The sequence below is a fragment of the Acidobacteriota bacterium genome (assembly GCA_028875575.1).
In the GTDB taxonomy this organism is placed as follows: Bacteria; Acidobacteriota; Terriglobia; order Versatilivoradales; family Versatilivoraceae; genus Versatilivorator.
This window is the reverse complement of sequence record JAPPDF010000052.1, coordinates 1-24,488: the sequence shown is the minus strand read 5'-3', so window position 1 is coordinate 24,488 and position 24,488 is coordinate 1. Positions and strand designations below refer to the sequence as shown.

Sequence of the window (24,488 nt, the reverse complement as noted above, 5' to 3'; positions counted from 1 at the left end):
GAAACGATCCCGTCAACCGGCCTGGAAGGGATCGGTTCCCAGATCTTCTCCCTCCTGGGCCCGTTCGGCAAACTGTTTGGACGCCGCGGCCGGCATGCCGCGGTAGGTCTCCGGTTGGACATAGTCCTTTCTCAGCGGAAAGTCCACCCAGTCGTCTGGACAAAGGATTCGGCGCAGGTCGCTATGGCCGTCGAAGTGGATGCCGTACATGTCGTAGGCCTCTCTTTCATGCCAGTTGGCGATGTCCCAGACGGTTTCGACCGTGGGCAGGGCCGGGTCTTCTCTCGGCAGTTCCGCCTTGAGCACGATCTTGTGCCTGTGGTGCATGGAAAAAAGGTGGTAGACCACCTCGAGCCGCTCCGGTTCGTTCTTGGCACTCTTGTAGTCCACGCCGCTCAAGCACATCAAGGTATCGAAAGCCAGGTCGCGATCGTTCTTGAGAAAGGCGCAGATCTCCGCCACGGCATCCGAAGCCACTACAACGAAGGGCTGGAGGCATTCCTGGCTGGACTTGATGATTTGGTCCGGGAATTGATCCTGGAGGGTCTGGATGATCTCCGAGGCCTGTTTCATCCGATTTGGCGGGCCCTTTCTTGCGTGGACCCTTTCTTGCGAAGTACACGCTGCCGCATGATCTTTTCCTGAAGCTTCATGACGCCGAAAAGAAGGGCTTCCGGACGCGGGGGACAGCCGGGAACGTAGACATCTACCGGTATCACGTGGTCCACGCCGTTAAGAACATGGTAGCCATGCTGCCAGTAGGGTCCTCCGTTGTTGGCGCAACTGCCCATGGAGATCACATACTTGGGTTCCGGCATTTGCTCATAAAGCCGCTTCACACGGGTGGCCATCTTCAAGGTGACCGTCCCCGCCACGATCATGACATCCGACTGGCGGGGCGTAGCCCGGGGAATCATTCCGAAGCGATCCCAGTCGTAGCGGGAAGCTCCGGTCGCCATCATTTCGATGGCGCAGCAGGCCAGGCCAAAGGTCATCGGCCATAGCGACGAGGCTCTTCCCCAGTTCAGCAATGTATCCACGGTCGTAAGAACGATGTTGTCGCCGAACCTATTCTCCAGGATTCCCATGGCTCCCTTCCATCACTGGTAACGTTCTTCGGGCCGCACCCATTGCAGATCCCCCTTGGCCCAAACGTAGGCCAGGCCGACCACCAGTATGGCGATAAAGATGAGTCCTTCGATGAACGCGATCCACCCCAGTTCCTTGAAAACCACAGCCCACGGCAGCAAAAAGGCCACCTCCACGTCGAATATGATGAAAATCAAGGCGAAAACGTAGAAACGAATATTGAACTTGATCCAGGGACTGCCGACCGGATTCTCCCCACACTCGTAGGGAATCAACTTTTCCTCGCTGTACTTGGAGGGGCGAATCAAGCTTGCAATGAGCAGATTGACGAAGATGAACAGCGCGCCGACGCCCAGAAAAACCAGCACATTGGCAAATTGAAGCGTCATCGGCGATAGTGGCCGGTCGGGAACCGAAGGATCCCTTGCCAGGGATGATGTGAGGGATTGGGGTTCGAAAGCAATGCTGTCCCGGACCCGGAAAGCACAGGGCGCGGCCACCGCCGGGACTCAGGCGGTCCGCCGGGGACCGAAACTGCCCGGCCCGTCCTCGCCCAAATTACGGCGGGATGTTAGCATATCCCCGTACGATTACCAAAAAAGATATTGGCAGGATCATGAGGCGAGGGTGGGGCCGGCTGCTCCCGTACCGCGCGCATTCAAGGTTGCCCTCACCGAGGCGATAACTTACACTTTGTTCAAGGTGTGAACATGATCGCTTCCGTCGAAAGGATATTGAGAGCCATGAGGAGGCGCAGACTTCTTTTCTTCTCGATGATTCTGGGAACCCTCATCCTGGGGGTGGCCATCGGCACCATGATCGACCATTCCGTGAGCGCCGCCAGGTCGGCGGCCTCCACGCCCGCGCCCATCAGCGTGCCTTCTCCCACCAAGCTGTCGTCGCACTTTTCAACAGTGGCTCAAAAAGTCGAGAACGCGGTAGTCAATATCAGCACTGAAACCATCGTCAGGCGGCAGTCTTCCCCCCGCCGGCAGTACCGCAACGACCCGTTCCAGGACTTTTTCGAACGCTTCTTCGGTCCGGAAATGCCCCGCCGGAGTCGTAGGAGCCAGTCCCTCGGATCGGGCTTCGTGGTGGATGCCAAGGGATATATTCTCACCAACGCCCACGTGGTTGAAAATGCCGACACCATCACCGTCAAGCTGTCCACCGGAGACGAGTACGAGGCCAAGGTGGTGGGCAAGGATGTCAATACCGACCTGGCCGTAATCCGGGTAGAAGCCGAAGACAAGCTCACCGCTGCCAGGTTGGGCGATTCGGACGGGATGCGTCAGGGCGACTGGGTACTGGCGGTGGGCAGCCCCTTTGGTCTGGAGCAGACGGTCACCGCCGGCATCATCAGCGCCACCGGTCGCAAGAACATGGGAGATGCCACGCCCTGGCAACAGTTCTTGCAAACCGATGCCGCCATCAACCGGGGCAACAGCGGAGGCCCCCTGGTCAACATGGCCGGAGAGGTCATCGGCGTCAACACCGCCATTTTGACCCAAAACACTTTTGGGGGAATGGGGGGAAATCTCGGTATCGGATTCGCTCTTCCCTCCAACCTGGCCACCAACGTCTATAACCAGCTCATCGAACATGGCAAGGTTCGGCGCGGGGCCATAGGAATTCGGATGCAGGGGGAGGCTACCGCTCAAACACTCAAGGCCTTGGGTGCAGCCGACGGCAAGGGAGTGATTGTGGAAAGGGCCGACCCGGCTGACGGTCCCGCCGCCAAGGCCGGGCTCGAGCAGGGCGACGTGATCGTGGAGGTGGACGGGAACAAGATCAATGACACCTACGATATGCATCGAGTGCTCTCCGCCGTGGCCCCGGGAACCAGGATCACCATCAAGTACATTCGGGACGGCCGGCTCAGGACCACCCAACTGACGGCCATGGATCGAGAGGACCTTCCTTCGGTTTCCCGCGGCGCTGCTCCTGCAGAGGAGGGACCTTCCGAATCGGTCCGCCTGGGAATTTCCGCACAGAACCTCACTCCCCGACTGGCCCGGCAATTCAATTTGTCGGATGAGGAGAGCGGAGTCTACGTCATGAGGGTCGAACCCGACAGCATTGCCGAGGAGGCCCGGATCAGACCCCACGACCTGATCATGGAGATCAACAAGAAGCCGACCCGCACCGTCGGTGACCTGCAGGAACTCACCTCCGACCTGCAGTCCGGCATGAACCTTTTATTCCTGGTGAAGCGCTGGGACCGCGAAGCGGGAGAAATTACCACGCTCTTCCTGACGGGGTCGGTGCCCTAGCCCGCATTTCTCACCAGGTCGCTGGTAGCATGACGAAAGGCAGTTTATCTTTCAGTACCTTGATTGGCTCCATGGTAAGGGCTTGCAGGTAACAGACGGCGCTGGGCATGCCCTGACTGGTCCTTTTCCATTCAGCGCGCACAGGCTCCCTCGACCGTAGTGACCGCTACGCTCTTCGGTCGCGAGCACGCGCTGAAGGGAAAATTCCTGCGCCATGATCATGCCCCCTGGTGAGAAATGCGGGCTCGTGCCCGGTCTGGTTGCTCCGCGAGCCGCGGATTTTTCGCGCTAACGTCAGACGAGAGTTGAAAGAAGACACGCCATGAAATCGTTTCCAACCGTTCTGTCCGTTTTCTTCTGTGCCGGCCTCTTTTCCCCAATCAATCTACAGGCCCAGGCCACCCGATCTTACCTGGTGCCCGAGGGAACACGCATACAGGTGCGCCTGGAATCAACCGTCAACTCCAAGACCAATCGGCAGGGAGACCGCTTCACCGCAAAGGTAGTTGAAAGTGTTCAGGTTCGGGGTAAGGAGGTCATTCCGATGGGCACCACGGTGGAGGGCCGGGTTGCTGAAGTCCGACAACCTGGCCGCATCAAGGGGCGGGCGGAGGTCAACCTCATCTATGAGCGTTTGATTTTTCCCAACGGCGTTTCGGAGACCATCATCGCCTCCCAGGCCGAGCTGGACGATACTCAAAAAGAGGAAATGGACCGCCGTGAAGGGACCATCCTGGGAGAGTCCAGCCGCAAGAGCAGCGCCGCCGAAATCGGAGCCGGGGCAGCAATCGGCGCCGGGATCGGAGCCATCGCCGGCGGCCGAAAGGGAGCAGCCATCGGTGCGGGCGCCGGCGGACTCATCGGACTGGTCGACGTCTTGAGGCGGGGTGGCAAGGAAATAGAAATCCCGGCAGGTACTCTCATGGTCATCCGCCTGGATCGCCCGTTGACCGTCATCTCCACCAGGTAGGTGTCATCGCTCGCCCCACGAGAGGCCGGCGGCAGGCTGCGTACCCACACTCCTAACCCCCGTCCATGGCGCCAGCCGACGCTACCGAATACAGTATCGGTCCAGTCTCCGACCCGGCTGATCCGTTCTGCGCACTGGTTCTGGAACAACTTGGCGACGGAGCCTCCAACCTGGCACTGGATGAATTGTTGTTGCGTCGAGTCTCGGTAGAATCGGCTGTGGTCGAGACGTTCCTGCGCTTCTACGGTTGGCCGAAACCGACCTTGTCCCTCGGCATGTCCCAACAGGCTTCCCGGGTGGTGGATTTCGGGTATTGTCGGCGACATGGCATTGCGGTCGCTCGCCGGGCCACCGGGGGGAAGGCAGTGCTGCACCATCGGGAAGTCACCTACTCCTTCATCTCCAACGACCGCTCCCTCTTCCCCGCCTGGTCCATACAAGATACCTACGGGAAAATTTCAGCAGCTCTGCAGCAGGGTCTGGCACTGCTCGGGATCGACACCACCCTCGCCGGCCCGGCAGTCGGGCAAAGACGCAGTCAACGGTCCCATCGCAGCCATGCCTGCTTTGCCACCACCCTTCACCACGAGATTCTATTCGCGGGCAAAAAACTTGTCGGCAGCGCCCAGCGAAGGACCCTCCGGGGATTCCTGCAGCACGGGTCCATTCTCCTGGACTTTGATCCGGGTTTGCTGCAAGGGGCCCTGCGCGGACAGACACTTTCGAACCTGGCCTCGAACGTTGCCACCCTCAAATCCTGCCTTGGGGAGGCACCGGAGTTCTCTGCGGTTGTCTCATGCTTGCAGGACGGCTTTCGGCGGGGTCTCAACGTCCGAATAGAGGCCTGCTCCCTGGACCCGGACATGCGGTCGGAGGCGGAGGCACTGGGACAGACCCGCCTGGTCGACGCTTGCCCCATTCCTCGTCCTGAGCCACGACTTCAATGACTGTCACGAGGACGGACACGGCCCGTTTCATTCTCCGTATGCCACTGGGGCACAGGGAAAAATCCAATGCCACGGCGAGGCTCCAGGGGAGACATAACGGCAAGCCAAAAGCGCTTGACACTCCAGAATACAGATACTATAAACCGTTCAGTAACCTTCGATCAGGCAACGGTTCCAATGGACACCAAGCGTGAGTTGAATGAGCGGGAAAGAGACATTCTGAAGTCTGTAATCCTGCACTACATCGCCAGCGGCAAACCGGTAGGCTCCCGTATCCTTGCCAAGGAGCGTAGTCAGCGTATCAGCCCTGCAACCATTCGTAACATCATGGCCGACCTGGAGGAAGCGGGTTATCTGATTCAGCCTCACACCTCGGCAGGCAGGGTTCCCACCGACAAGGGATACCGATTCTACGTGGACAACCTGCTGGAATCTTCCTGCCTGAACAGCTCGGACCAGGAGTTGATCAACGGCAGGATTTTCACTCCGGACTCCCACGATAACGTCATGGAGCGGATTTCCCAGGCGATCTCCCACGCCACCAACAATGTCGGCTTCGTCATATCTCCCTCGCTCGGTCACAGCCTGTTGAAACACCTTGAGTTGATTCAGCTCAGCGATTCCAAGATCCTGGTGATCACCGTGTCCAAATCGGGTCTGGTGCAGAACCGAATCATTCAAATCGACGAGTCGTTCAACCAACGCGAGCTGGACCAGACGGCCAGGTTTCTGAACGAGAACTACTCCGGCTACAGCCTGCTCTCCATCCGCGATGACATCCTCAAGAAGATGAAGGAGGAAAAAGCCCTCTACGACCGTTTCCTCAACAACGTGATATTGCTCTGCGATAGAGGTCTGATCGACGAGGTGGCCGAGCCCGATGTCGACATCTACCTCGACGGCGCTTCCAATTTCCTGGGTCAACCCGAGTTTGCCGACACCGAACGGATGCGGTCCATCTTCAGGACTTTCGAAGAAAAGAGCCGGCTGGTAAAGATCCTCAACCAGTGTCTTCAAGCACGACCCGGACAGGGTGTAAGAATCATCATCGGCTCGGAAAACTCGTTGCCGGGATTACGGGAATACACGTTGATCTCCTCTCCGCTCACGATCCATGATCGGAATCTGGGCTCGGTGGGTATCCTGGGGCCGACGCGTATGGAATATGCCAAAGCCATCAACACGGTTGACTATGTCGCCAAGCTTTATGGTCAGATCCTCGGCGCCGACTCCGGAAGCGGCGAAGTGGCGCGCCTCTGATTGAATTCCCCCATTCAAGTCGAAAAGCCACCTCGGACCGACCGCTTCACAGCGGCTGCATCCAATTTGCGAAGACACGCAGGCACGGCGAACCGGTGCCGTCGCGCGGCATGACCACAGCCATGGCTTCAACTTCAGAAAATGCGGATTCTCCCCCGGTGACGGCTGCCGCGGAGGCTCAAAACCCATCGGCGTCGCTCGAACGAGGTGAAACAGGAGATCGGGAGTCCACCCCACGGCAGGGGCCGCCCGGGGCACAGCCACCGGCTGAGGGCCCGGAGGAGCCCGCTGGCGAAACCCCGACCGACAAAACGGCCGTGGCGGCCCCTGAGGATCCCCGACTCCATCGCCTCAAGGCCGAAAAGGAGGCGCTTTTTCAGAGGCTGCTTCGACTTCAGGCCGAATTCGATAACTTTCGCAAGAGGACCGAACGGGAAAAGCATGACTTCTTCGATTATGCTCTGACCGACTTTGTACGCAAGTTGCTGCCGGTCCTGGACGCATTTGAACGAGGGCTTGAAGTTGCCGAGGGTGAGACGGTTGCAGACTACAAGACGGGGTTTCAACTGGTCCTGAAGCAATTCACGGACCTGCTGGCCCAATCAGGTCTGGAACCCATTGAAACTTCGGGTCAAACTTTCGACCCCAATCGCCATCAAGCCCTGATGCGGGAGGAGACGGAAGCTTTTGCCGACAATCAGATTATGGATGAACTGCAGCCGGGCTATACTCTCAAGGGCCGTCTGCTTCGTCCCGCTCTGGTAAAGGTTGCTGCCGCTCCGGACAAGACGACGACCGAAACACAAAGCAATTAGAACGGTGTAGGGAGATTGTTGCGTTGAGCAAGCGCGATTACTACGAAGTCCTCGGTGTTTCCAAATCGGCCTCCGACCAGGAGATCAAGAGCGCTTACCGCAGGCACGCCGTCAAGTACCACCCCGACAAGAACCCCGGGGACCGATCCGCCGAAGAAAAATTCAAGGAAGCTGCCGAAGCCTATAGCGTTCTGGGCGATCCCCAAAAGCGGGCTCAATATGACCGTTTCGGCCACAGTTCGGTCGGCGGGAGCGGGGGAGCCGGCTTCGACCCGACCATTTTTTCGGAATTCGGAGACATTTTTGGCGACTTTTTCGGCTTTGGCGACCTGTTCGGATCAGCGTCCCGCCGCCAATCTTCCGCGCGCAGGGGAGCCGACCTCCGTTACGACCTGCAGATCGACTTCATGGACGCGGCCTTTGGAATGAAGACCCGGATCAAGGTGCCCCGCATGGAGTCATGCGAGCCCTGTCAAGGTTCCGGTATCTCGCCCGGGGCTACGGCCACCAGCTGCCCCACCTGCCACGGGCAGGGCCAGATGCGTTACCAGCAAGGGTTTTTCACTATCAGCCGCCCCTGCCACCAGTGCCAGGGATCGGGACGACTGGTCAAGGATCGTTGCGTCGATTGCCGCGGAGAGGGTCGCCTTCGCCGGGAGCGCTTCCTCCAGGTGACGATTCCGGCCGGAGTCGACAGCGGTTCCAGGGTGAGGTATTCCGGGGAGGGTGAGGGAGGTCTCCAGGGTGGACCGCCGGGAGACCTCTACGTGGTCTTGAGAGTGGGAGACCATGAAGTCTTCGAGCGCCAGGAGAACGACATTCACTGCAGGATTCCCATCAGTTTCACCCAGGCGGCTTTGGGTGCGACCATCAAGGTCCCTACCCTGGAAGGAGAGGAAACCCTGTCGATCCCGCCAGGCACTCAAAGTGGCAAGGTCTTTCGATTGAGAGGCAAAGGCATCCCCGGTGTCAACGGCCGCGGCCGTGGAGACGAATTCGTCTCCGTCAACGTGGTGACTCCCAGAAAGCTCAATCGGGACCAACGCCGCTTGTTGGAGCAGTTGGCGAAACTGACACCGGTGGAGAACAAGCCCCTGGAGCGGGGGTTGTTCGACAGGGTCAAGGACATTCTGGGTTGATCCCCGAGACCCGCCTCTCTCATTCCGCATTTCCCTGACCGGACAGGCCCTGAACCACAGGTCCCCCGCCGGGAGCCGGTTTGTCAAGACTGTCGCCGGTATCGTCCCTTGGTTCAAATTTCGATGCGACAGTGGAACTATCTCCAGTTCTCCCTTCACCCCCGGCATGTTGAAGTGGCCTCGGCCATCGTTGCCGAAATGGGGACCCGAGGCCTGCACGAACAGCCACTGAAGTCGGGAGCGGTGTTACTGAAGGCCTATTTCGATGCCTCCAGCGACATCGGTCGTGTGCACAGTGATTTCCAGTCCCGATGCCGGGATTCAGCCGTCTCGGTTGCCGGCTGCACCGCCGGAATCGAGGAAGAACACGACTGGCTGAAGGCATGGCGCCGGAATCTGAAGCCCTTCCCGGTCGGCGCTCGCTTTTGGATCATTCCCGGGCGGCAGGTTTCCGGGACTTCCGTCCAGGATCGCATTTCCATGTGGTTGGAGCCTCAAATGGCCTTTGGAACCGGCACGCACGAATCGACCCAGCTCTGCCTGGAGGTGCTGGAAAGACTCCCCTTGACCGGCAGAACCGTGCTGGACATCGGCACCGGATCCGGGATTCTGGCAATCGCCTCCGCCAAATTGGGCGCTGCAAGCGTCCTGGCGTTCGATATCGATCCGGTGGCCATTCAGGTCGCCCGGGCCAACTGTTGCCGCAATCGGGTTGACCAACGGATCCGCCTGTTTACGGGAGAAGTCGACGCTCTTGCCGGAAGCGGATTCGATGTCATCCTGGCTAACCTGGAGGGCAACCTGATTCAGCAGAAACTGGCCGACTTCGCCCAACACCTCAATCCGCAGGGCAGCCTCATTCTCTCCGGGCTGCTGGAACGGGATGCAACGGGCATATTCCGGTCGGAAATCGTTCGCGACCTGCCACTGACGCTGTCGCAAGACATCGCCAAGGGAGAATGGCGGTGTCTCGTGTTTGGAAGGAACCCCTCGTCCCGGCCCGAGGGATCTTGATCCAAACGGCCCGGAACCTGACTTCCCGGCCACTCTCCCGGTTCTCGAATAACCGGTTGTTTGGGATCCACCATGCCGGTCCGACGATTCTTTCTGGACACACCCCCAAGCGGAGCCATCGCAATGCTGGAGAAACGCGAGGCTCACCACCTGATTCATGTCCTGCGGGCGGATGTGGGCACCAGCGTGGAGCTCATAGACGGAAGGGGACGGTTGTGGTCGGCCCGCGTCGGGGAAATATCGGAAAACCGGGTCCGGCTGGTGGAAGTTTCCCTACTCTCCTCGACAGCCGACCCCGACGTCCGGTTGACACTGATCCAGGCCCTATGCAAGTCCGATCGACTGACCTGGATCCTGCAGAAGGCCACTGAACTGGAGGTCTCCGAGATCTACCTGGTTCAAGGTCGCCGTTCGGTGGTCAGTTTCGACCAGGACAGGAGGCGGGCCAAGGTGAAACGGTGGAGGACCATCCTTGTCAACGCTGCCAAGCAGTGCCGTCGGTCCACCATACCGACACTCTATCCACCGGTGGAGTGCCGTGAGATTTGTGAAGCTGTCGATGCCGATCTGAAACTTCTCTTTCAGGCCGCTCCCCAGGCTATGTCCCTCAAGAAGCTGCTCCGGGGCAGGTCCTGGCCGTCGGTCGCCTTCGCCGTCGGTCCGGAAGGCGGATGGACCGACGGCGAATGCGAGACCTTCCTGCGTAGCGGGTTTCAGTCGGTTCAAATGGGCCACAGCACCCTGAGAACCGAAACCGCTGCTACGGTTGCGGCGGCCCTTTTGCGGTACGAACTGTTCCCGGGAAATTGATTGCTTCCGCACCGGCCTTGGACTAGTGTTCTGTCTCAGAAATAGGGTTGCCATATTTCGGAGCGCAACAGCGCCGCATTCTAGGAGCGACGACGATGCAATGCCCACTCATTGTGAGGAGGAGCGACGACGACGACGGCGCTGTTCCGCCCGAACCCGGAGGGCCGATGGAGGTTCCAGGGCGGGGGAGCACAACGGTGGCGGTTCTCTGAAACGCAACGGACCTTTCCTACGACCGTTTCCCGGTGGAACCTCCATCGGAGATGGTAACCTTATTCCTGAGACAGGACACTAGTATCCGCTCCGAGCATCCAGCCCCGCTTCGCGCCGAAAAATGGCAACCCTATTTCTGAGACAGAACACCAGCCCCCCGAAATCTCACTTCGGAGGATTGAATCCATCTCATTGCACGCCAGTCCGCCCGATCGTTCGCAGCCTCCAGAGGCTTTCCACTCTAGTGCTGGCTTTTGCGGTGTGTTCCCTTTATGCGGACGCACAACAGCGTCCCTTGCAAACCGAAGACCCCACCATCTTGAAATCGGGTCGCGCCTCGGTGGAGTTCGGGTTCGATTTCCTGCAGGACGCCAAATTTCCGGTCTCGGGACTACGAGGGGATCAGACCGGTCTGGGAGTCATGGGCCTTCATATCAGCCTGGCCGGGGTGGCGGAAGTACAGATGGACTGGACTGCGCACAACCTTCTCTCGGTTACCGAATCCACGCCCGCCCCGGTGAGGCCCCATTTGAGTTCCGGCGGGACCGCAACCAGCGACTACGGCGATCTCTTCCTTTCCACCAAGATACGCATGTTGCGCGAAGGCGGCCCCAAACCTTCTTTTGGCTTCTTCACTTCGGTTCAGGTGCCCAATGCATCCACCGCCAAGGGCCTCGGCTTGAACGCCACCCAATATCGCGGCGGCATTCTGGTGGGGAAGCACTTCGGTGAACTCCATGTCTTCGGCAATCTGGGATTGGGGATCCTGGCCAACCCCGTACTGGCGGGAGTTCAAAACGACGTCATGCTCTATGGGCTGGCCGGGATCTACCCCCTTACCTCCAAGGTCAATCTCGCCGGTGAGGTATTCGGCCACCGCAACAGCCGCCACCAAGCGCCTCTGGGAACCGAGAGCCTCTCTCAGTTTCGCATGGGACTCCAGATCCACGCCGGTGGTTTGCGTTGGGACGTCGCCGCCGTGGCCGGGCTGGCACACCACTCCCCCAAGTCGGGTATCGTGTTCGGCCTGACCAAGCAGTTCGATTCCTTCCTGTCTCCCAAGCATTAGTGTCCCGTCTCAGTTGAATCCGGCTCCCCGCTCTCTGTACGTTGGGTGGCTGTGGGTTCGGAAACGCAGCTCTAAATGCGCCGCATTCGCGGCTAGGTTTGCGCGGAATTCCAACGACCCCGGGCTGCCGTCCGGGGCTACACGAAGCCGCTGCGTTGCAGCTCTACAAGGATGGCTTGCAGGAGACGTCTCGCCGGGTAACCCACGCCAGCCGCAGCTTCGCAGCTCCCCCTTAACCCACAAAACTGCCGGCGGATAGGATTTTTCAACTGATTATCTTCGAGCGTCTGCCCTCCATATTCGCATAACATCCTTCAAGAACCCCAGCTATCACTCTCCCCTTGAGGGGGAGTCGCAGAAGCCGAGCCGGATGGCGAAGCCCGATGCGGTTGGGCGGCAAGGCTCGTCTACTGCCCGTGCGACGCGGCTTGAAACAACCGGCCGCTCAGGCTCAGACCGACGGGTGGTTCAGAGGCGGGGCGTTTCGGGATTCGAACTGTGAGATCAGGTCTTCATGCCGCAGGCTGAGGCCGATATCGTCCCAACCGTTGAGGAGGCAACGGCGCCGAAAGGGATCGACCTGGAAGCTGTAGCTCATCCCGCCTTCGGCATGAATCTGCTGCTTCTGCAGGTCAACCGTCATCCGAAAGCCAGCGGTCCCTCGAACGCGCTGAAAAATGGCTTCCACCTGCTCCTCGGAGAGCCGCACCGGGAGCAGACCGTTCTTGAAGCAGTTGTTGAAGAAGATGTCCGCAAACGAGGGAGCGATGACACAACGGAAGCCGTAGTCCAGAAGGGACCAAGGGGCATGTTCCCGAGAGGAGCCGCACCCGAAGTTGGCTCGGGCGACCAGGATGCGTGCCCCCCGATAGCGTTCCTGATTCAACTCAAATTCAGGATTGAGGGTCTTCCCTTCCAGAAAGCGCCAGTCGTAGAAAAGGAACTGGCCGAAGCCGGTCCGTTCGATCCGTTTGAGGAACTGTTTGGGAATGATCTGGTCTGTATCCACGTTGGGTAGATCCAGCGGCGCCACCACTCCGTGAACTTTCTCAAAGGGTTCCATATTCGCATCCTCGGCGACTGGGCGTCAGGACAGGTTGGGTTAAGGTGTTCCGTCCAGGTCGTATTGTCTGACATCCACCAGATGGCCTTCAACGGCCGCGGCAGCCGCCATGATGGGACTGACCAGGTGGGTCCTGCCTCCCTTTCCCTGCCTCCCCTCGAAATTGCGGTTGGAGGTGGACACGCACCGCTGGCCCGGGCTGAGAATGTCGGGGTTCATCCCCAGGCACATCGAGCACCCCGATTCACGCCAGTCGAATCCGGACTCCCGAAACAAATGGTGCAACCCCTCCTTTTCAGCCTGCCATTTCACCTGCTGAGATCCGGGCACCACCATGGCCTGAACTCCGGAAGAAACGCGTCGCCCCTTGACGAAGCGCGCCGCCGACCGGAGGTCCTCCAGGCGCGAGTTGGTGCAGGATCCGATGAAGACACGATCCACCGCAATGTCGACCAGGGGCGTGCCCGGCTTCAAATCCATGTATTGCAGAGCTCGCTCGGCCGACTTGCGTGCATTGGGATCATCGAACTCCGCCGGGTCGGGAACCCGGGAATCGATGGGAGCCACATGGCCCGGATTGGTGCCCCAGGTGACCTGTGGACTCAAGCCGGAGGCCGCGATGTGGATGCTGTCGTCGAACTCCGCTTCAGGGTCGCTGGCCAGGTGTTTCCAGCCGGCAACGGCCGCTTCAAAGTCCGCCGGAACATACTTTCGGCCCCGGAGATAGTTGAAAGTCGTGTCGTCCGGGGCAATCATCCCCGCCCGTGCTCCTCCCTCGATCGACATGTTGCAAACGGTCATGCGCTCTTCCATGGTGAGCTCTCGGATGGTTTGCCCGGCGTACTCTATCACCGACCCTGCCCCGCCGCTGGTCCCGATACGACCGATTATGGAAAGGATAATATCTTTTGCCTCAACACCATAGGGTCGCTGGCCTTCCACCTGGACCAACAGCGTTCTGGGTCTGTCCTGGAGTAGACACTGCGTGGCCAGAACATGTTCCACCTCGCTGGTGCCGATCCCGAAGGCCAGCGCTCCGAAGGCGCCATGGGTCGAGGTGTGGCTGTCTCCACACACCAGGGTCAACCCGGGCAGCGTCAGGCCGAGTTCCGGACCGATGACGTGCACGATGCCCTGGTAGGGGCTGTTCAGGTCGAACAGGGTGATCTCGAATTCCCGGCAGTTCTCCTCGAGCGTCTGCACCTGTTTGGCTGCAATGGGGTCCCGGATGGGCAGTTGGCGGTCCGTGGTCGGGATATTGTGGTCCATGGTTGCGAAGGTGAGGTCCGGTCTGCGAACCGGCCGTCGGGCCAGTCGAAGTCCCTCGAATGCCTGCGGAGAGGTCACCTCGTGCACCAGGTGCCGGTCGATGTAGAGGAGACAGGGCTGGCCCGGCTCTTCACGGACCAGGTGGGCTGTCCATATCTTGTCGAACAGGGTCTGTGGCTTCATGATTCAGTAACTCCTCACCAGCAATTTCTGACCCCCATTATAACCGGTACCAGAGCAGCCTAATCGGAACGGACGAAGTGCCCGGACCGGCCGCCGGACTTTTCCATCAGGCGGATGTTCCCGATCTCCATGGTTCGGTCGATGGCCTTGCACATATCGTAAATGGTCAACGCCGCTGCCGACACGGCCACCAGGGCTTCCATTTCAACCCCGGTCTTCCCCTCGGCCAGGGTGGTCGCTTCGATTTCCACCCCTTCGTCGTTGACCATGAACTCCAGTTGAACGTGGCTCAGTTGCAGAGGATGGCACAGAGGAATCCACTGTCCGGTGTTCTTGGCCGCCATGATCCCTGCCAGCCTGGCTGCTTCGAGGACATTGCCCTTGGCCAGCCGGTTATTGTGGATTTGGGCGATGGTTTCCGCGGACGCCCTGACCTCACCCCGGGCGCGAGCCCTGCGTTGGGTGACGGGCTTGGAGGAGACATCCACCATGCGCAACCTGCCTGCATCGTCGAGGTGAGAGAACTGGCTCATGCTGTAACTCCTCCCCACGTCAAGAAGAAAATCACAGGGTCCGCGCTTCAAAATTCACAACCGGACAGTCCTCTCATGGGCTCGAACAGCAGCGCGTCAGCCTCCTGGCCGGGAAGCAGTTCCCTGCACTCCAAGGGAACCACCACCAGTCCGTTGGCCTCCGCCAGGCTGAAGATGTCCGCCGATCCCTTCCAGGACACGGGTCGTATGCAGATGCGGCCGGAGTCGAGGGTAACGGTTGCCGGCAGCAAAGCCGTGCGTCCTGATTTCTCCAGAATTTTTTCCTGAACCCGCCCCCTCACCATATTCAGGGCTCCGGCCGGCAACCCCTGCAGGACCTTTAGCACGGGAGACACAAAAAGCTCGAAGGCCACAAAAGTCGACACGGGATTGCCGGGAAGACCGAAAACGAATTGCTGCTCGCGCCTCGCAAAAACCGTGGGTTTTCCGGGTCGCATGCTCACCGCTTCGAACAGGATTTGAATACCGAGTTCCTCGAAGACCTCCTCGACCAGATCGTATTTCCCTGCCGAAACGCCACCGCTCACCAGCAGAACATCGCTCTCCAGACCCAGGCGAATTTGCCGCCTGAGCTGTTCCATGGTGTCTCCGGCTGTGGCCAAGACTCGGGGCACGCCACCATGACTCACCACCTGGGCGGATAGAGAATAGGCATTGGAGTTGCGGATCTGCCCCGGACCGGGTTCCTGATCGACGTCGACCAGTTCGTCCCCGGTGGCCAAAATGCTGACCTCCGGACGCCCAAAAACCTGAACCCGTGCCTTTCCTACCGCGGCCAGGCCTCCCACCTCCAGAACACCCAGGCGGGTGGCGGGCGGCATCAGGAGTTCGCCGCACCTGCGTTCCGAACCTCTGGGGGCGATGTTGGCTCCCGAAGGAACCGATCGAAGCACAGCCACTTCATCCTTGGGCAGGCTTTCCGTATGCTCGACCATGACGACGGCGTCTGCGCCCTTGGGCGCCGGCGCCCCTGTCATGATTTGAATGGCCTCTCCCGATTTCAGAACCCGGGTCGGGACCTCCCCCGCCTTAATCTCACCCACACATCGGAGCCGGGCCGGCAGCGGATCGAGATCCCGGGACTTGACGGCATATCCGTCTCGCATGCTGCGATCGAACGGCGGCTGGTCTGTGTCGAGGTGTACCGGCTCGGCCAGGACCCGACCTTGTGAGGCCGGCAACGACACCACTTCCGTGGACAACCGGCCGGGCCGGATGGAGCCGCAATGGTCCAGAACGATTCCCCTGGCGGCCTTGACGGTCAACATTGAAGAAACTCCAAGTCAGCAGTTGGTTAGTGCGGATTGGCGGGCACCCCAACACAAGATCAGGTGACGCCGCACGGGTCGACTATTGCCGAGAGGGTAACTGAATTCCCATTGAAAACCACCCTCTCTCCCCGATTTGCGCCCCTATGATACAGGGCTGGCAGTGCCTCCCGGAATCAATTCTTGGCTCCGGGAGGTATTGCGCCACTGATCTATTGTTCCCCATCAGGCCCAGATTCCTTGTGCGACCGTAGGGGCGCCCCTTGTGGGTGCCCCTTGTGGACGTCCCATGCGGAGATAACCGGGCGAGCGCCGACAATGGGCATCCACAAGGGTTGCCCGAACAGTGGGGCAGCATGGGACACGCTTGCGCCGACTCGCCCGCCGCGCTTGGCGCACGGTCCGAGATCGGGTATGCTTCAAGGCCGGAACTCGTCCAGCAACCGGGTTGAAACCCATACCCGGGAATTTCCGGTGAGTCCTTTGATCGACTGCCCCTCCAGCCGCGGTCCATTGCAACAGGCCATGGGGAGAGTCAGACCTTTTTGGGACCAGAATCGGATTTTTCTTTCCCAGGTCCTGTCCAGTTTCGGCACCGTGGGAGCCATCGCCCCCAGCTCACCGCTTCTGGCCAAGGCAATTGTCCAACCCCTTCAGGACCGGCCGGAACGCCCCATTGCGGTCCTGGAAGTGGGAGCCGGCACCGGGGTCTTCACCGCCCGGATCCTCAAGTCTCTGATCCCCGGAGACCGGCTGGACATCTACGAGTCGAACCCCAGGTTCTGCCGGTATTTGAGTCGCTTCCTTCAAAATCAGGACCTCCACGCCCGGGGCGTCCGATGCAACCTCCACAATGCCGACGTGCGTCAATTGGAGCAGGCACGGCCTTACGATTTCATCGTCTGCGGACTTCCCTTCAACAGTTTCGATGTTCAGACGGTCGATGAAATCCTGGAGATCCTGATGAACCACCTGACCGCCAGGGGCGTGTTTGTCTATTTCGAATACTCCCTGTCCCCCGGCGTCAGGAGCCGCTTTCTCAAGGCCGCGGACCGCGACCGGCTCCGGAAGGTCAACTCGAGGATTGGCAGGTTTGCCCGACAACACCAGTTCGACTGCCGCCAGGTGTGGTGGAATCTCCCGCCCGCCAAAGCCCGCTATTGCCGCAAAGGCTCTGACGGCAGCGGTTTGCCGGAGATGAATCGCGACAAGGAGCCAGTGGCACCGCTTGTCAAGAATTGATACCGCTCCAATAAAAGCGAGGATAGAAACCATGCAGTCTCCCAGAACAATCTCCCTCTCTTCCAGACCCCTTGCCATGATTTTGGCGGGCGTGGTCTTGTTCGCCCTGGTTTTGTGGACGGGGTCCACCGCTGCCGCGGCGCCGGTTCCCGTGCGGCCGCAAGACTCCAGCCTGCCGGAAGGAATGGAGCGGGTGACTTCGGTCGAAGGAATCACCGAATACCGCCTGGACAATGGGCTTCGGATTCTGCTCTTTCCCGACCCCTCCAAGCCCACCATTACCGTGAATATCACCTACCTGGTGGGATCCCTGCACGAGAGTTACGGTGAGACCGGGATGGCCCACCTGCTGGAGCACCTGGTCTTCAAGGGCACTCCGCGGCACCCCAACATCCCGCAGGAACTGACCGAGCATGGAGCCCGCCCCAACGGCACTACCTGGTTCGACCGGACCAACTATTTCGAAACCTTCAGAGCTACCGACAAAAATCTGGATTGGGCACTGGATCTGGAAGCCGACCGCATGATCAATTCCTTCATCGCCAAGAAGGACCTGGACAGCGAAATGACGGTGGTCCGCAACGAGTTTGAGCGCGGGGAAAACAATCCGGTCCGCATCCTGATGCAGCGCACGCTGGCCTCTGCTTTTCTCTGGCACAACTACGGCAAGTCCACTATCGGCGCCCGCTCCGACATCGAAAACGTCTCCATTGACCGCTTGAAGGCTTTCTATCGCAAGTACTACCAGCCCGATAATGCCGTCCTGCTGGTGGCCGGAAAGTTCGAGGTCGCCAGCACCCTGGCCTTGATTGCCAAGAAATTCGGTCCCATTCCCCGCCCGACCCGACGACTGCAGAAACCCTATACCTCCGAGCCCACCCAGGATGGCGAACGCACGGTAACGCTGCGTCGGGTGGGCGACGTGCAGTTGCTGATGGCCGCCTACCACATTCCAGCGGGATCCCACCCCGACTTTGCCGCCCTGGATCTCCTGACCCATATCCTCTCCGATACACCCTCGGGGCGTTTGCACAAGACACTGGTCGAAACCAAGAAGGCCAGCCGAGTCTACGGCTTCAACTTTCAATTACACGACCCGGGAGTTGTGCTGTTGGGCGCCGAAGTGCGCCAGCAGGATTCGCTGGAGCAGGCCCGGCAGGCCTACCTGAGCACGGTCGAGGACATCCGGCGGGAACCGCCCAAGGCTGAGGAGGTCGAGCGGGCGCGGACGCAACTGCTGAAGAACATCGATCTGGCTCTCAACGACGTGAATCGAGTGGGTTTGAGCCTGAGTGAATGGGTAGCCATGGGTGACTGGCGCCTTTTCTTCCTCCATCGGGACCGCATCAGAAAAGTGACGCCTGAAGATGTGCACCGGGCGGCGTCCACTTATCTGAAGTCATCCAACCGAACCCTGGGGCAATTCGTCCCCACCGAGGATCCGGACAGGGCCGAAATCCCCCAACGCCCCGACGTCGCAGCCATGCTCAAGGACTACAAGGGGGACGCCGCCGTCGCCGCGGGTGAGGCATTCGATCCGTCACCCGGTAACATCGAGTCTCGAGTGCAACGACTGTCGATCGGATCCAACCTGAAACTGGCGCTGCTTCCCAAGAAAACGCGCGGGAGCACGGTCGTCGCCAACATAAGACTTCATTTCGGCAACGAGAAGAGCCTGATGCATAAGAACATCATCGCGGGATTGACCGGATCGATGCTCATGCGAGGCACGGCGGGGCGCACCAGGCAGGAGATCCAGGATGCACTGGATCGGCTCAAGGCGACAGGCCGCGTCTCGGGAGGCGCGACCGGCGCCTCCGCATCGATGGAGACTGTCAAGGAGAATCTTCCCGAAGTCCTGCGGCTGGTCGGGGAAGTGTTTCGCCAGGCTTCCTTTCCGGAAGGGGAGTTCAACACGCTCAAGGAGGAACGACTGGCCGCCATAGAGCAGCAGATGAGCAATCCCCAAGCGATTGCCGCGAGCACCTTTGCGCGCCACGGCAATACTTATCCCAAGGGGCATGTCAACTATTCGCCCACCTTTGACGAGCGAATTGACTCCATCAAGTCTGCAACTCTGGAGGAGGTGAAAGGATTCCACCGGGACTTCTACGGCGCCTCAGACGGAGAAGTGGCCATATCGGGGGACTTCGAAACCGACAGCATCGTTGAGGTCCTGAAGGAGATCTTTCCCGATTGGAGCAGCCCCGGTGCTTACCAGAGAGTTGAAAACCCCTATCAGGAAATCGCCCCGGCCAACCGTTCGGTAGAGACGCCCGACAAGGCCAACGCAGTCTTCATCGCCGGAATGCCCCTGGCTGTCAGCGACAGCCACCCCGACTACCCGGCGCTGGTGTTGGGCAACTACATGCTGGGCGGCGGATTTCTCAACTCTCGCCTGGCGGTGCGCATTCGCCAGAAAGAGGGGCTCAGCTACGGGGTTCGAGCCTATCTGGAAGCGCGAGCCAAGGACGAGCACGGTGCCTTCAGCACCTGGGCGATTGCGGCGCCGCAAAATATCGAAAGAGTGGAAGCGGCCTTCCGGGAGGAGGTTGAGCGGGCGCTCACCGACGGGTTCACCGCCAAGGAAATTGCGGCAGCCAAGTCGGGGTACCTGCAGTCCCGCCAGGTGAGCCGATCTCAGGACAACCGCCTGGCCGGCACCATGGCCAGTCGCCTTTTTCAGGGTCGAACGCTGGCCTGGGACGAGGACTTCGAGCGGAAGATCGATGCTCTCACCGCGGACCAGATCCTATCCGCCCTCGGACGCCACCTGGACCTGGACAAGATGACCATCGTCAAGGCAGGAGACTTCGCCGCGGCTGCCAAGAAGTAGAACTGCCTCGATTAGTTCGGAGGCTGAAGCCGTCGGGAGTGATTGGCGGCCATCCGGGAGGTAGTGTCGTGCAATGCTGGAAATGCGGCATGTCCATTGATCTTGATCCTGGTAGCAGGATCTCGAGAAACGACAGTTGCGACCAATGCCACAGCGACCTCCACGTCTGCAAGAATTGCAGCTTCCACGATCCAACCGTCCACAATCAATGCCGGGAGACCCAGGCTGAATGGGTGAGCGACAGAGAGCGGGCAAACTTCTGCGACTACTTTTCACCCGCCGAGACAAGGGCCGGCGCCTCTTCCGGAACCGCAGCCCTCGACGCCAGGTCGGCCTTTGACAGTCTGTTCAAGGATTGACCTTGTGTCGAACCAGTTGAGGGGTTATCCACGAAGGGGCACGAAGAACCATGAATGGACACCAAATATTTGAATTATAAATTTGCTGCAATCCGCCTGAAATCCACAATTCTTGACTCACCTGTCCGTGTTTCTTCGATTCAAGAGATCTTGAAACCAATGTAGCGAGTCATTCCCCAAGGACACGAACTCACGCCACGGGGGCAAGATTTCAGACACATTTTGGTGCCGCTTGCCGTTGAAGCAGGTCTATCTGTTATCGAGTCTATTCGTGTTCATCCGTGTCCATTCGTGGTTCGCCTGTATTGACGACCGGCTCTTTATCCTCGAATGATCCGCACACCGGGCTGGGCCCACCTGAAACGGCAATGACCGCGGTCAGTTCAAGAGGACGGAAGCATCGCCGGGCCTGTGTGCTGATCAGTGGCGGGCTGGATAGCTGCGTTCTGTTGGCCCACCTTGCCGAACAGGGCTGGGAGCTCACACCCCTTTATGTCCGGGCCGGCCTGGTCTGGGAAAGGATCGAGCTGATATGGCTCCGGAGGTTTCTGGCCCGACTGAACTATTCCGGAATCCAACCCCTGAGGCAGCTCAGTCTTCCGGTCGAGGACACCTACCAATCCCATTGGAGCACCACCGGCCAGGCCGTTCCGGGAGCTCATTCCGAGGATAGCGCCGTCTATCTGCCGGGCCGCAACCTCCTTCTCCTCTCCAAGGCCGCGGTCTATTGCTCGCTTAACCGGATCGGCGTCATCGCTTTGGGGCTGTTGAAGGGGAACCCCTTCCCCGACGCCACCCCGGCCTTTCTTCGCGGTTTTGAACGTTTGGCAAGCGACGCTCTAACCCATCCACTGGAGATTCTCACTCCGTTCAGAAATCTCTCAAAAACAGAGGTGGTCCAACTGGGCACGGGGCTGCCCCTGGAGTTGACGTTCTCCTGTATCCGCCCGGTTGGGGAAAAACACTGCGGCGGTTGCAACAAGTGCGCCGAGCGCCGGCGCTCCTTCCTCGAGGCGGGCGTGCAGGACCGGACCGATTACCACCGGCTGCCCGGATTGGAGATCCGGGCGGGCTCCGTCCGGGGGGATCAGGCGGACTGAAACCAAGCCGGTCAGGTTCCCTTCCCCAGCAGCACAATCGGAATGGTCTTCAAGGCGATCTTGACGTCCAGCAGCAGGGACCAGTTGTCGATATAGTGCAGGTCCAACTTCATCCACTCGTCGAAATCGATCTCGTTTCTGCCGCGAACCTGCCACAAACAGGTAAGTCCCGGTTTCATCCGAAGCCTTCGACGCTGCCAGCGCTGGTAGTTTTCCACCTCTCGCGGGAGTGGCGGGCGCGGCCCCACGAAAGACATGTCTCCCTTCAGGATGTTGAAGAGCTGGGGAAGCTCATCCAGGCTGAACTTGCGCAGGAGGCGGCCCACCGGCGTGCAGCGGGGATCCTTGCCGATCTTGAAAACCGGTCCCGACATCTCGTTGAGATGTTGCAACTGCCCCTGGGCAGCTTCGGCGTTTTCGACCATGGACCGGAACTTGTAGAAGACGAACTCCCGTCCCCCCAACCCGCAGCGGACCTGCTTGAAGATAATCGGCCCTCTTGAGGTGACCTTGATCGATAGTGCGATCAAGGCAAAGAGGGGCGCCGTCAACACCAATAGGCTGCAGGCCAGCACCAGGTCGATGCCGTTCTTGACCAGGAGCAGGTAGTCGTTTTGGGGCGTGGTGGTGAAGGTCAGCAGGGGCAGGTCCTGCAAGGCCTCCAGGTAGACCTTGGACGTCACGTGGGGAAAGAAGCTGAGCATGACCCTGGTCTTGACGCCCTCTTCCTCGCACAGGAGAAAGATTTCCTCCAGTCCCGCCAGGGCATCCTTGGATACCACGAAAATGACTTCATCGACGGTATGCCTCTTGATGGCCTCGCCGAATTGGGAGAGCGGAATCCTGGGATAGCCTCCGAGCCGGGAATCGGGCGGGGTGTCGGGAGATTCCGGCACAATGCCGACCAGGTGATACCCCCAGGCCTCGGCTTCCTCCAGAACGGTCGCAACCCGTGCGGCGCGGTCACCGCTGCCCACGATCAGGAGATTCCGGTCTCCCGACACCAGACGGCCGAACCGGCTGACCCCCCTGGCCGCATACAGTCGGAAGGCCAGCAGGAAAAGCAAGTTGACCAGAACGAATATCAGGATGAAGGGCCGGCTGATGAACTGGTATTTCAGCACGAAAATGGCCGCGCTGATGAGGACCCCACCCAGAAAGACCAGCAGCGCCGTTTCCTTGACCACACCCAGCCTGTCGCTGGCCGAGAGCGCCGGCTGCTGCTGAATCAGTAGAGCCAACCCGTTCCACAACAGGACCACCACCAGCAGCAGTCCCAGGTAGTCGCGGAGGGGAAACAACTCTCCGAAGTAGGCCAGGGGCAGATGGTCTCGAATCACATAAGCCAGCAGGAAGGAGACCACCGTGACTGCCGTCTCCACCAGGGCGTAAACCAGCCGGGCGATGCGGTACTTGCGCTGCATCATGGGTCATCGCCTCCCCTCATCCCCGAGACCGGCACGGTCCGCCAGTCCGGAACTCGGCTCAATGGACAAGGATGGCCGGGTCTCCCCATCCGGCAACCTGCCCGATCACGTCTGCGCTGGGGTAGGTTCGCCGCAGCCGAGCCAACAGGGGCTCGATTCTCTGTTGGGGAACCGACATCAGGATGCCGCCCGCCGTTTGAGGGTCGAATAGCAGGCTGATCAGCTCGGACTCGATGCCTTCCCTGAGGGCAACTCCCGACCCTACGAATTCCCGGTTGCTCGTGTCCCCGCTGGTCAGCATCTTTTGCCTCGCCAGCTCCCAAGCTCCCTCCAGCAGCGGAACCCTTGCCGAATCGATTTCCAGGCTCACCCGGCTGGCTTGAGCCACTTCCCAAAGGTGCCCCAACAGTCCGAAGCCGGTGACATCGGTGGCACAACGGAGGTTAAAGTCACGCATGGCCAGAGCTGCCGCCTCTCCCGGCAGCAGCATGGTGCCCACGGCGGCCTCGGCAACCGAAGACGATGCGGTTTGAAACTTGATCCCGGTTGAGATCACTCCGGTCCCTATGGGCTTTGTCAAGACCAGCAGCTCCCCGGGTCGGGCAGCGGCGTTGGTGGTCACCTGATTCGGATGGATGGTGCCGGTCACGGCATAGCCGAACATGATCTGCTCATTATCCACGCTGTGGCCGCCCAGGAGGGTCACCTTGTGTTGTGTCAAGACATCCAGCCCCCCCCGCATCACCTCCGACAAGATGGCCCAGTCCACTCCCTTCTTGGGGAAACAGGTCACTGAAAGAGCCGTTACCGGTGTCCCGGCCATGGCCCAGACATCGCTGAGGGAGTTCAGAGCGGCAATACGTCCGTAGTCGAAGGGATCGTCGACAATCGGAGTAAAGAAGTCCAGCGTCTGAACCAGGGCCAGATCGTCCCGGAGACGAAATACTCCCGCGTCGTCGGCAGTGTCGAAGCCGACCAGGAGATCGGGATTCCGAGGTTGTCGGGGTAACTCACTCAACACTTGAATGAGCGCCTGTGGGGCGAGCTTGGAAGCTCAACCCGCGCAGGACACCATCTCTGTGAGTCGCTTGCGCATGCACGCCTCCGGATTGCTGGAAACCACCAAAATCGCCCTATTATGCCACGCATCCGCCTCGAGTTTCCGATCACGGACCCGGGATTACCCAAGTTGGGGGAGATATCCAAAGCTATGCCGGGCATTGTTTGGGGGTACGCCCATGCTCCCTGGCGGTGTCCGTTCCGCAGAGAGTCATTGCCGAAACGCCGCGTTTGCCCTCCATCCGCTCGACTGCGGGCTCAATCTCCTAGGTGGCGATCTCGCCGGTTCCGTTCCCCCCACCGGTTCGACTGCGGGCTTCGCTTTCGGGGCGCCGCGTTGGCCCCCCTCCGGCTCGGCTGCATGCTGCGGCCTGGTCGAAGGGACGCCGCGTTTGCCTCGCCGACTCCCCCTCAAGGGGGGAGTGATAGAGTTCTACCGGAAGCCTTGTGCTGGCCTCAAGTGTGCAATCCATTCATGGTTTACACAATAAACCGCATACATGGTTTACACGGCCAGTCTTCTTTATGT

Annotated in this window: 21 protein-coding genes and 1 pseudogene; 13 read left to right on the top strand and 9 right to left on the bottom strand. The window is 59.9% G+C overall.

Annotated elements, in window-relative coordinates; genetic code table 11:
• Positions 1–12 precede the first annotated feature (12 nt).
• Genes OXI69_07970 through ndhC form a run of 3 tightly spaced genes read right to left on the bottom strand, consistent with a single transcriptional unit; the run spans position 13 to position 1,478 of the window.
• Positions 13–573, bottom strand: a complete 561-nt coding sequence (locus OXI69_07970; protein MDE2666071.1) for an NADH-quinone oxidoreductase subunit C — start codon at positions 571–573, stop codon at positions 13–15.
• On the bottom strand, positions 570–1,088 hold the full coding sequence (locus OXI69_07965) for an NADH-quinone oxidoreductase subunit B (protein ID MDE2666070.1): 519 nt from the start codon (positions 1,086–1,088) through the stop codon (positions 570–572). The genes OXI69_07970 and OXI69_07965 overlap by 4 nt, the downstream gene beginning before the upstream one ends.
• Before the next feature lie 12 nt (positions 1,089–1,100).
• A complete protein-coding gene (ndhC, locus tag OXI69_07960) occupies positions 1,101–1,478 on the bottom strand; it encodes an NADH-quinone oxidoreductase subunit A (GenBank protein ID MDE2666069.1) in 378 nt (125 codons plus the stop codon).
• A gap of 321 nt (positions 1,479–1,799) precedes the next feature.
• Here ndhC and OXI69_07955 point away from each other — a divergent pair, with 321 nt between their 5' ends.
• The 9 genes from OXI69_07955 (at position 1,800) to OXI69_07915 (ending at position 11,599) form a co-directional block, all read left to right on the top strand.
• The gene (locus tag OXI69_07955; GenBank protein ID MDE2666068.1) at positions 1,800–3,362 is read left to right on the top strand and encodes a Do family serine endopeptidase; all 1,563 of its coding nucleotides are present in this window, start codon (positions 1,800–1,802) and stop codon (positions 3,360–3,362) included.
• Positions 3,363–3,684: 322 nt separating this feature from the next.
• Complete coding sequence (locus OXI69_07950; GenBank protein ID MDE2666067.1) at positions 3,685–4,332, top strand: hypothetical protein; 648 nt, start codon at positions 3,685–3,687, stop codon at positions 4,330–4,332.
• A gap of 65 nt (positions 4,333–4,397) precedes the next feature.
• Entirely contained in the window at positions 4,398–5,279 is an 882-nt protein-coding gene (locus tag OXI69_07945; protein ID MDE2666066.1) for a lipoate--protein ligase family protein, read from the top strand.
• 177 nt (positions 5,280–5,456) lie between these two features.
• Positions 5,457–6,539 carry a heat-inducible transcriptional repressor HrcA gene (hrcA, locus tag OXI69_07940; protein ID MDE2666065.1) on the top strand — a complete coding sequence of 361 codons (1,083 nt, stop codon included), beginning with the start codon at positions 5,457–5,459 and terminating at the stop codon, positions 6,537–6,539.
• A gap of 122 nt (positions 6,540–6,661) precedes the next feature.
• Positions 6,662–7,354 carry a nucleotide exchange factor GrpE gene (gene grpE / locus OXI69_07935; protein MDE2666064.1) on the top strand — a complete coding sequence of 231 codons (693 nt, stop codon included), beginning with the start codon at positions 6,662–6,664 and terminating at the stop codon, positions 7,352–7,354.
• A 23-nt stretch (positions 7,355–7,377) separates the two neighbouring features.
• Positions 7,378–8,493 carry a molecular chaperone DnaJ gene (gene dnaJ, locus OXI69_07930; protein ID MDE2666063.1) on the top strand — a complete coding sequence of 372 codons (1,116 nt, stop codon included), beginning with the start codon at positions 7,378–7,380 and terminating at the stop codon, positions 8,491–8,493.
• Positions 8,494–8,601: 108 nt separating this feature from the next.
• Complete coding sequence (gene prmA / locus OXI69_07925; GenBank protein ID MDE2666062.1) at positions 8,602–9,507, top strand: 50S ribosomal protein L11 methyltransferase; 906 nt, start codon at positions 8,602–8,604, stop codon at positions 9,505–9,507.
• Between the two features lie 72 nt (positions 9,508–9,579).
• Positions 9,580–10,317: an RsmE family RNA methyltransferase gene (locus OXI69_07920; GenBank protein MDE2666061.1), complete on the top strand. Its 738-nt coding sequence runs from the start codon at positions 9,580–9,582 to the stop codon at positions 10,315–10,317.
• A gap of 532 nt (positions 10,318–10,849) precedes the next feature.
• Complete coding sequence (locus OXI69_07915) at positions 10,850–11,599, top strand: hypothetical protein (GenBank protein ID MDE2666060.1); 750 nt, start codon at positions 10,850–10,852, stop codon at positions 11,597–11,599.
• 451 nt (positions 11,600–12,050) lie between these two features.
• Here OXI69_07915 and leuD read toward each other — a convergent pair whose 3' ends face one another.
• Genes leuD through OXI69_07895 form a run of 4 tightly spaced genes read right to left on the bottom strand, consistent with a single transcriptional unit; the run spans position 12,051 to position 15,936 of the window.
• Positions 12,051–12,662, bottom strand: coding sequence for a 3-isopropylmalate dehydratase small subunit (gene leuD, locus OXI69_07910; protein ID MDE2666059.1), 612 nt, complete (start codon positions 12,660–12,662; stop codon positions 12,051–12,053).
• 39 nt (positions 12,663–12,701) lie between these two features.
• On the bottom strand, positions 12,702–14,114 hold the full coding sequence (gene leuC, locus OXI69_07905; protein ID MDE2666058.1) for a 3-isopropylmalate dehydratase large subunit: 1,413 nt from the start codon (positions 14,112–14,114) through the stop codon (positions 12,702–12,704).
• A gap of 59 nt (positions 14,115–14,173) precedes the next feature.
• A complete protein-coding gene (gene moaC / locus OXI69_07900; GenBank protein ID MDE2666057.1) occupies positions 14,174–14,647 on the bottom strand; it encodes a cyclic pyranopterin monophosphate synthase MoaC in 474 nt (157 codons plus the stop codon).
• A 47-nt stretch (positions 14,648–14,694) separates the two neighbouring features.
• The gene (locus OXI69_07895) at positions 14,695–15,936 is read right to left on the bottom strand and encodes a molybdopterin molybdotransferase MoeA (protein ID MDE2666056.1); all 1,242 of its coding nucleotides are present in this window, start codon (positions 15,934–15,936) and stop codon (positions 14,695–14,697) included.
• A gap of 474 nt (positions 15,937–16,410) precedes the next feature.
• Here OXI69_07895 and OXI69_07890 point away from each other — a divergent pair, with 474 nt between their 5' ends.
• From OXI69_07890 to OXI69_07875, 4 genes are all read left to right on the top strand, one after another.
• A complete protein-coding gene (locus tag OXI69_07890; protein ID MDE2666055.1) occupies positions 16,411–17,178 on the top strand; it encodes a methyltransferase domain-containing protein in 768 nt (255 codons plus the stop codon).
• Positions 17,179–17,209: 31 nt separating this feature from the next.
• Complete coding sequence (locus OXI69_07885) at positions 17,210–20,014, top strand: pitrilysin family protein (protein ID MDE2666054.1); 2,805 nt, start codon at positions 17,210–17,212, stop codon at positions 20,012–20,014.
• A gap of 89 nt (positions 20,015–20,103) precedes the next feature.
• A complete protein-coding gene (locus OXI69_07880) occupies positions 20,104–20,373 on the top strand; it encodes a hypothetical protein (protein ID MDE2666053.1) in 270 nt (89 codons plus the stop codon).
• Between the two features lie 368 nt (positions 20,374–20,741).
• Positions 20,742–21,473, top strand: coding sequence for a 7-cyano-7-deazaguanine synthase (locus OXI69_07875; protein MDE2666052.1), 732 nt, complete (start codon positions 20,742–20,744; stop codon positions 21,471–21,473).
• An 11-nt stretch (positions 21,474–21,484) separates the two neighbouring features.
• On the opposite strand, the gene OXI69_07870 is transcribed toward OXI69_07875, so the two are convergent.
• Together OXI69_07870 and selD are read right to left on the bottom strand one after the other, a co-directional pair.
• The gene (locus tag OXI69_07870; GenBank protein MDE2666051.1) at positions 21,485–22,900 is read right to left on the bottom strand and encodes a sugar transferase; all 1,416 of its coding nucleotides are present in this window, start codon (positions 22,898–22,900) and stop codon (positions 21,485–21,487) included.
• 58 nt (positions 22,901–22,958) lie between these two features.
• Positions 22,959–23,936 (bottom strand): annotated as a pseudogene (gene selD / locus OXI69_07865) (selenide, water dikinase SelD).
• Between the last annotated feature and the right edge of the window lie 552 nt (positions 23,937–24,488).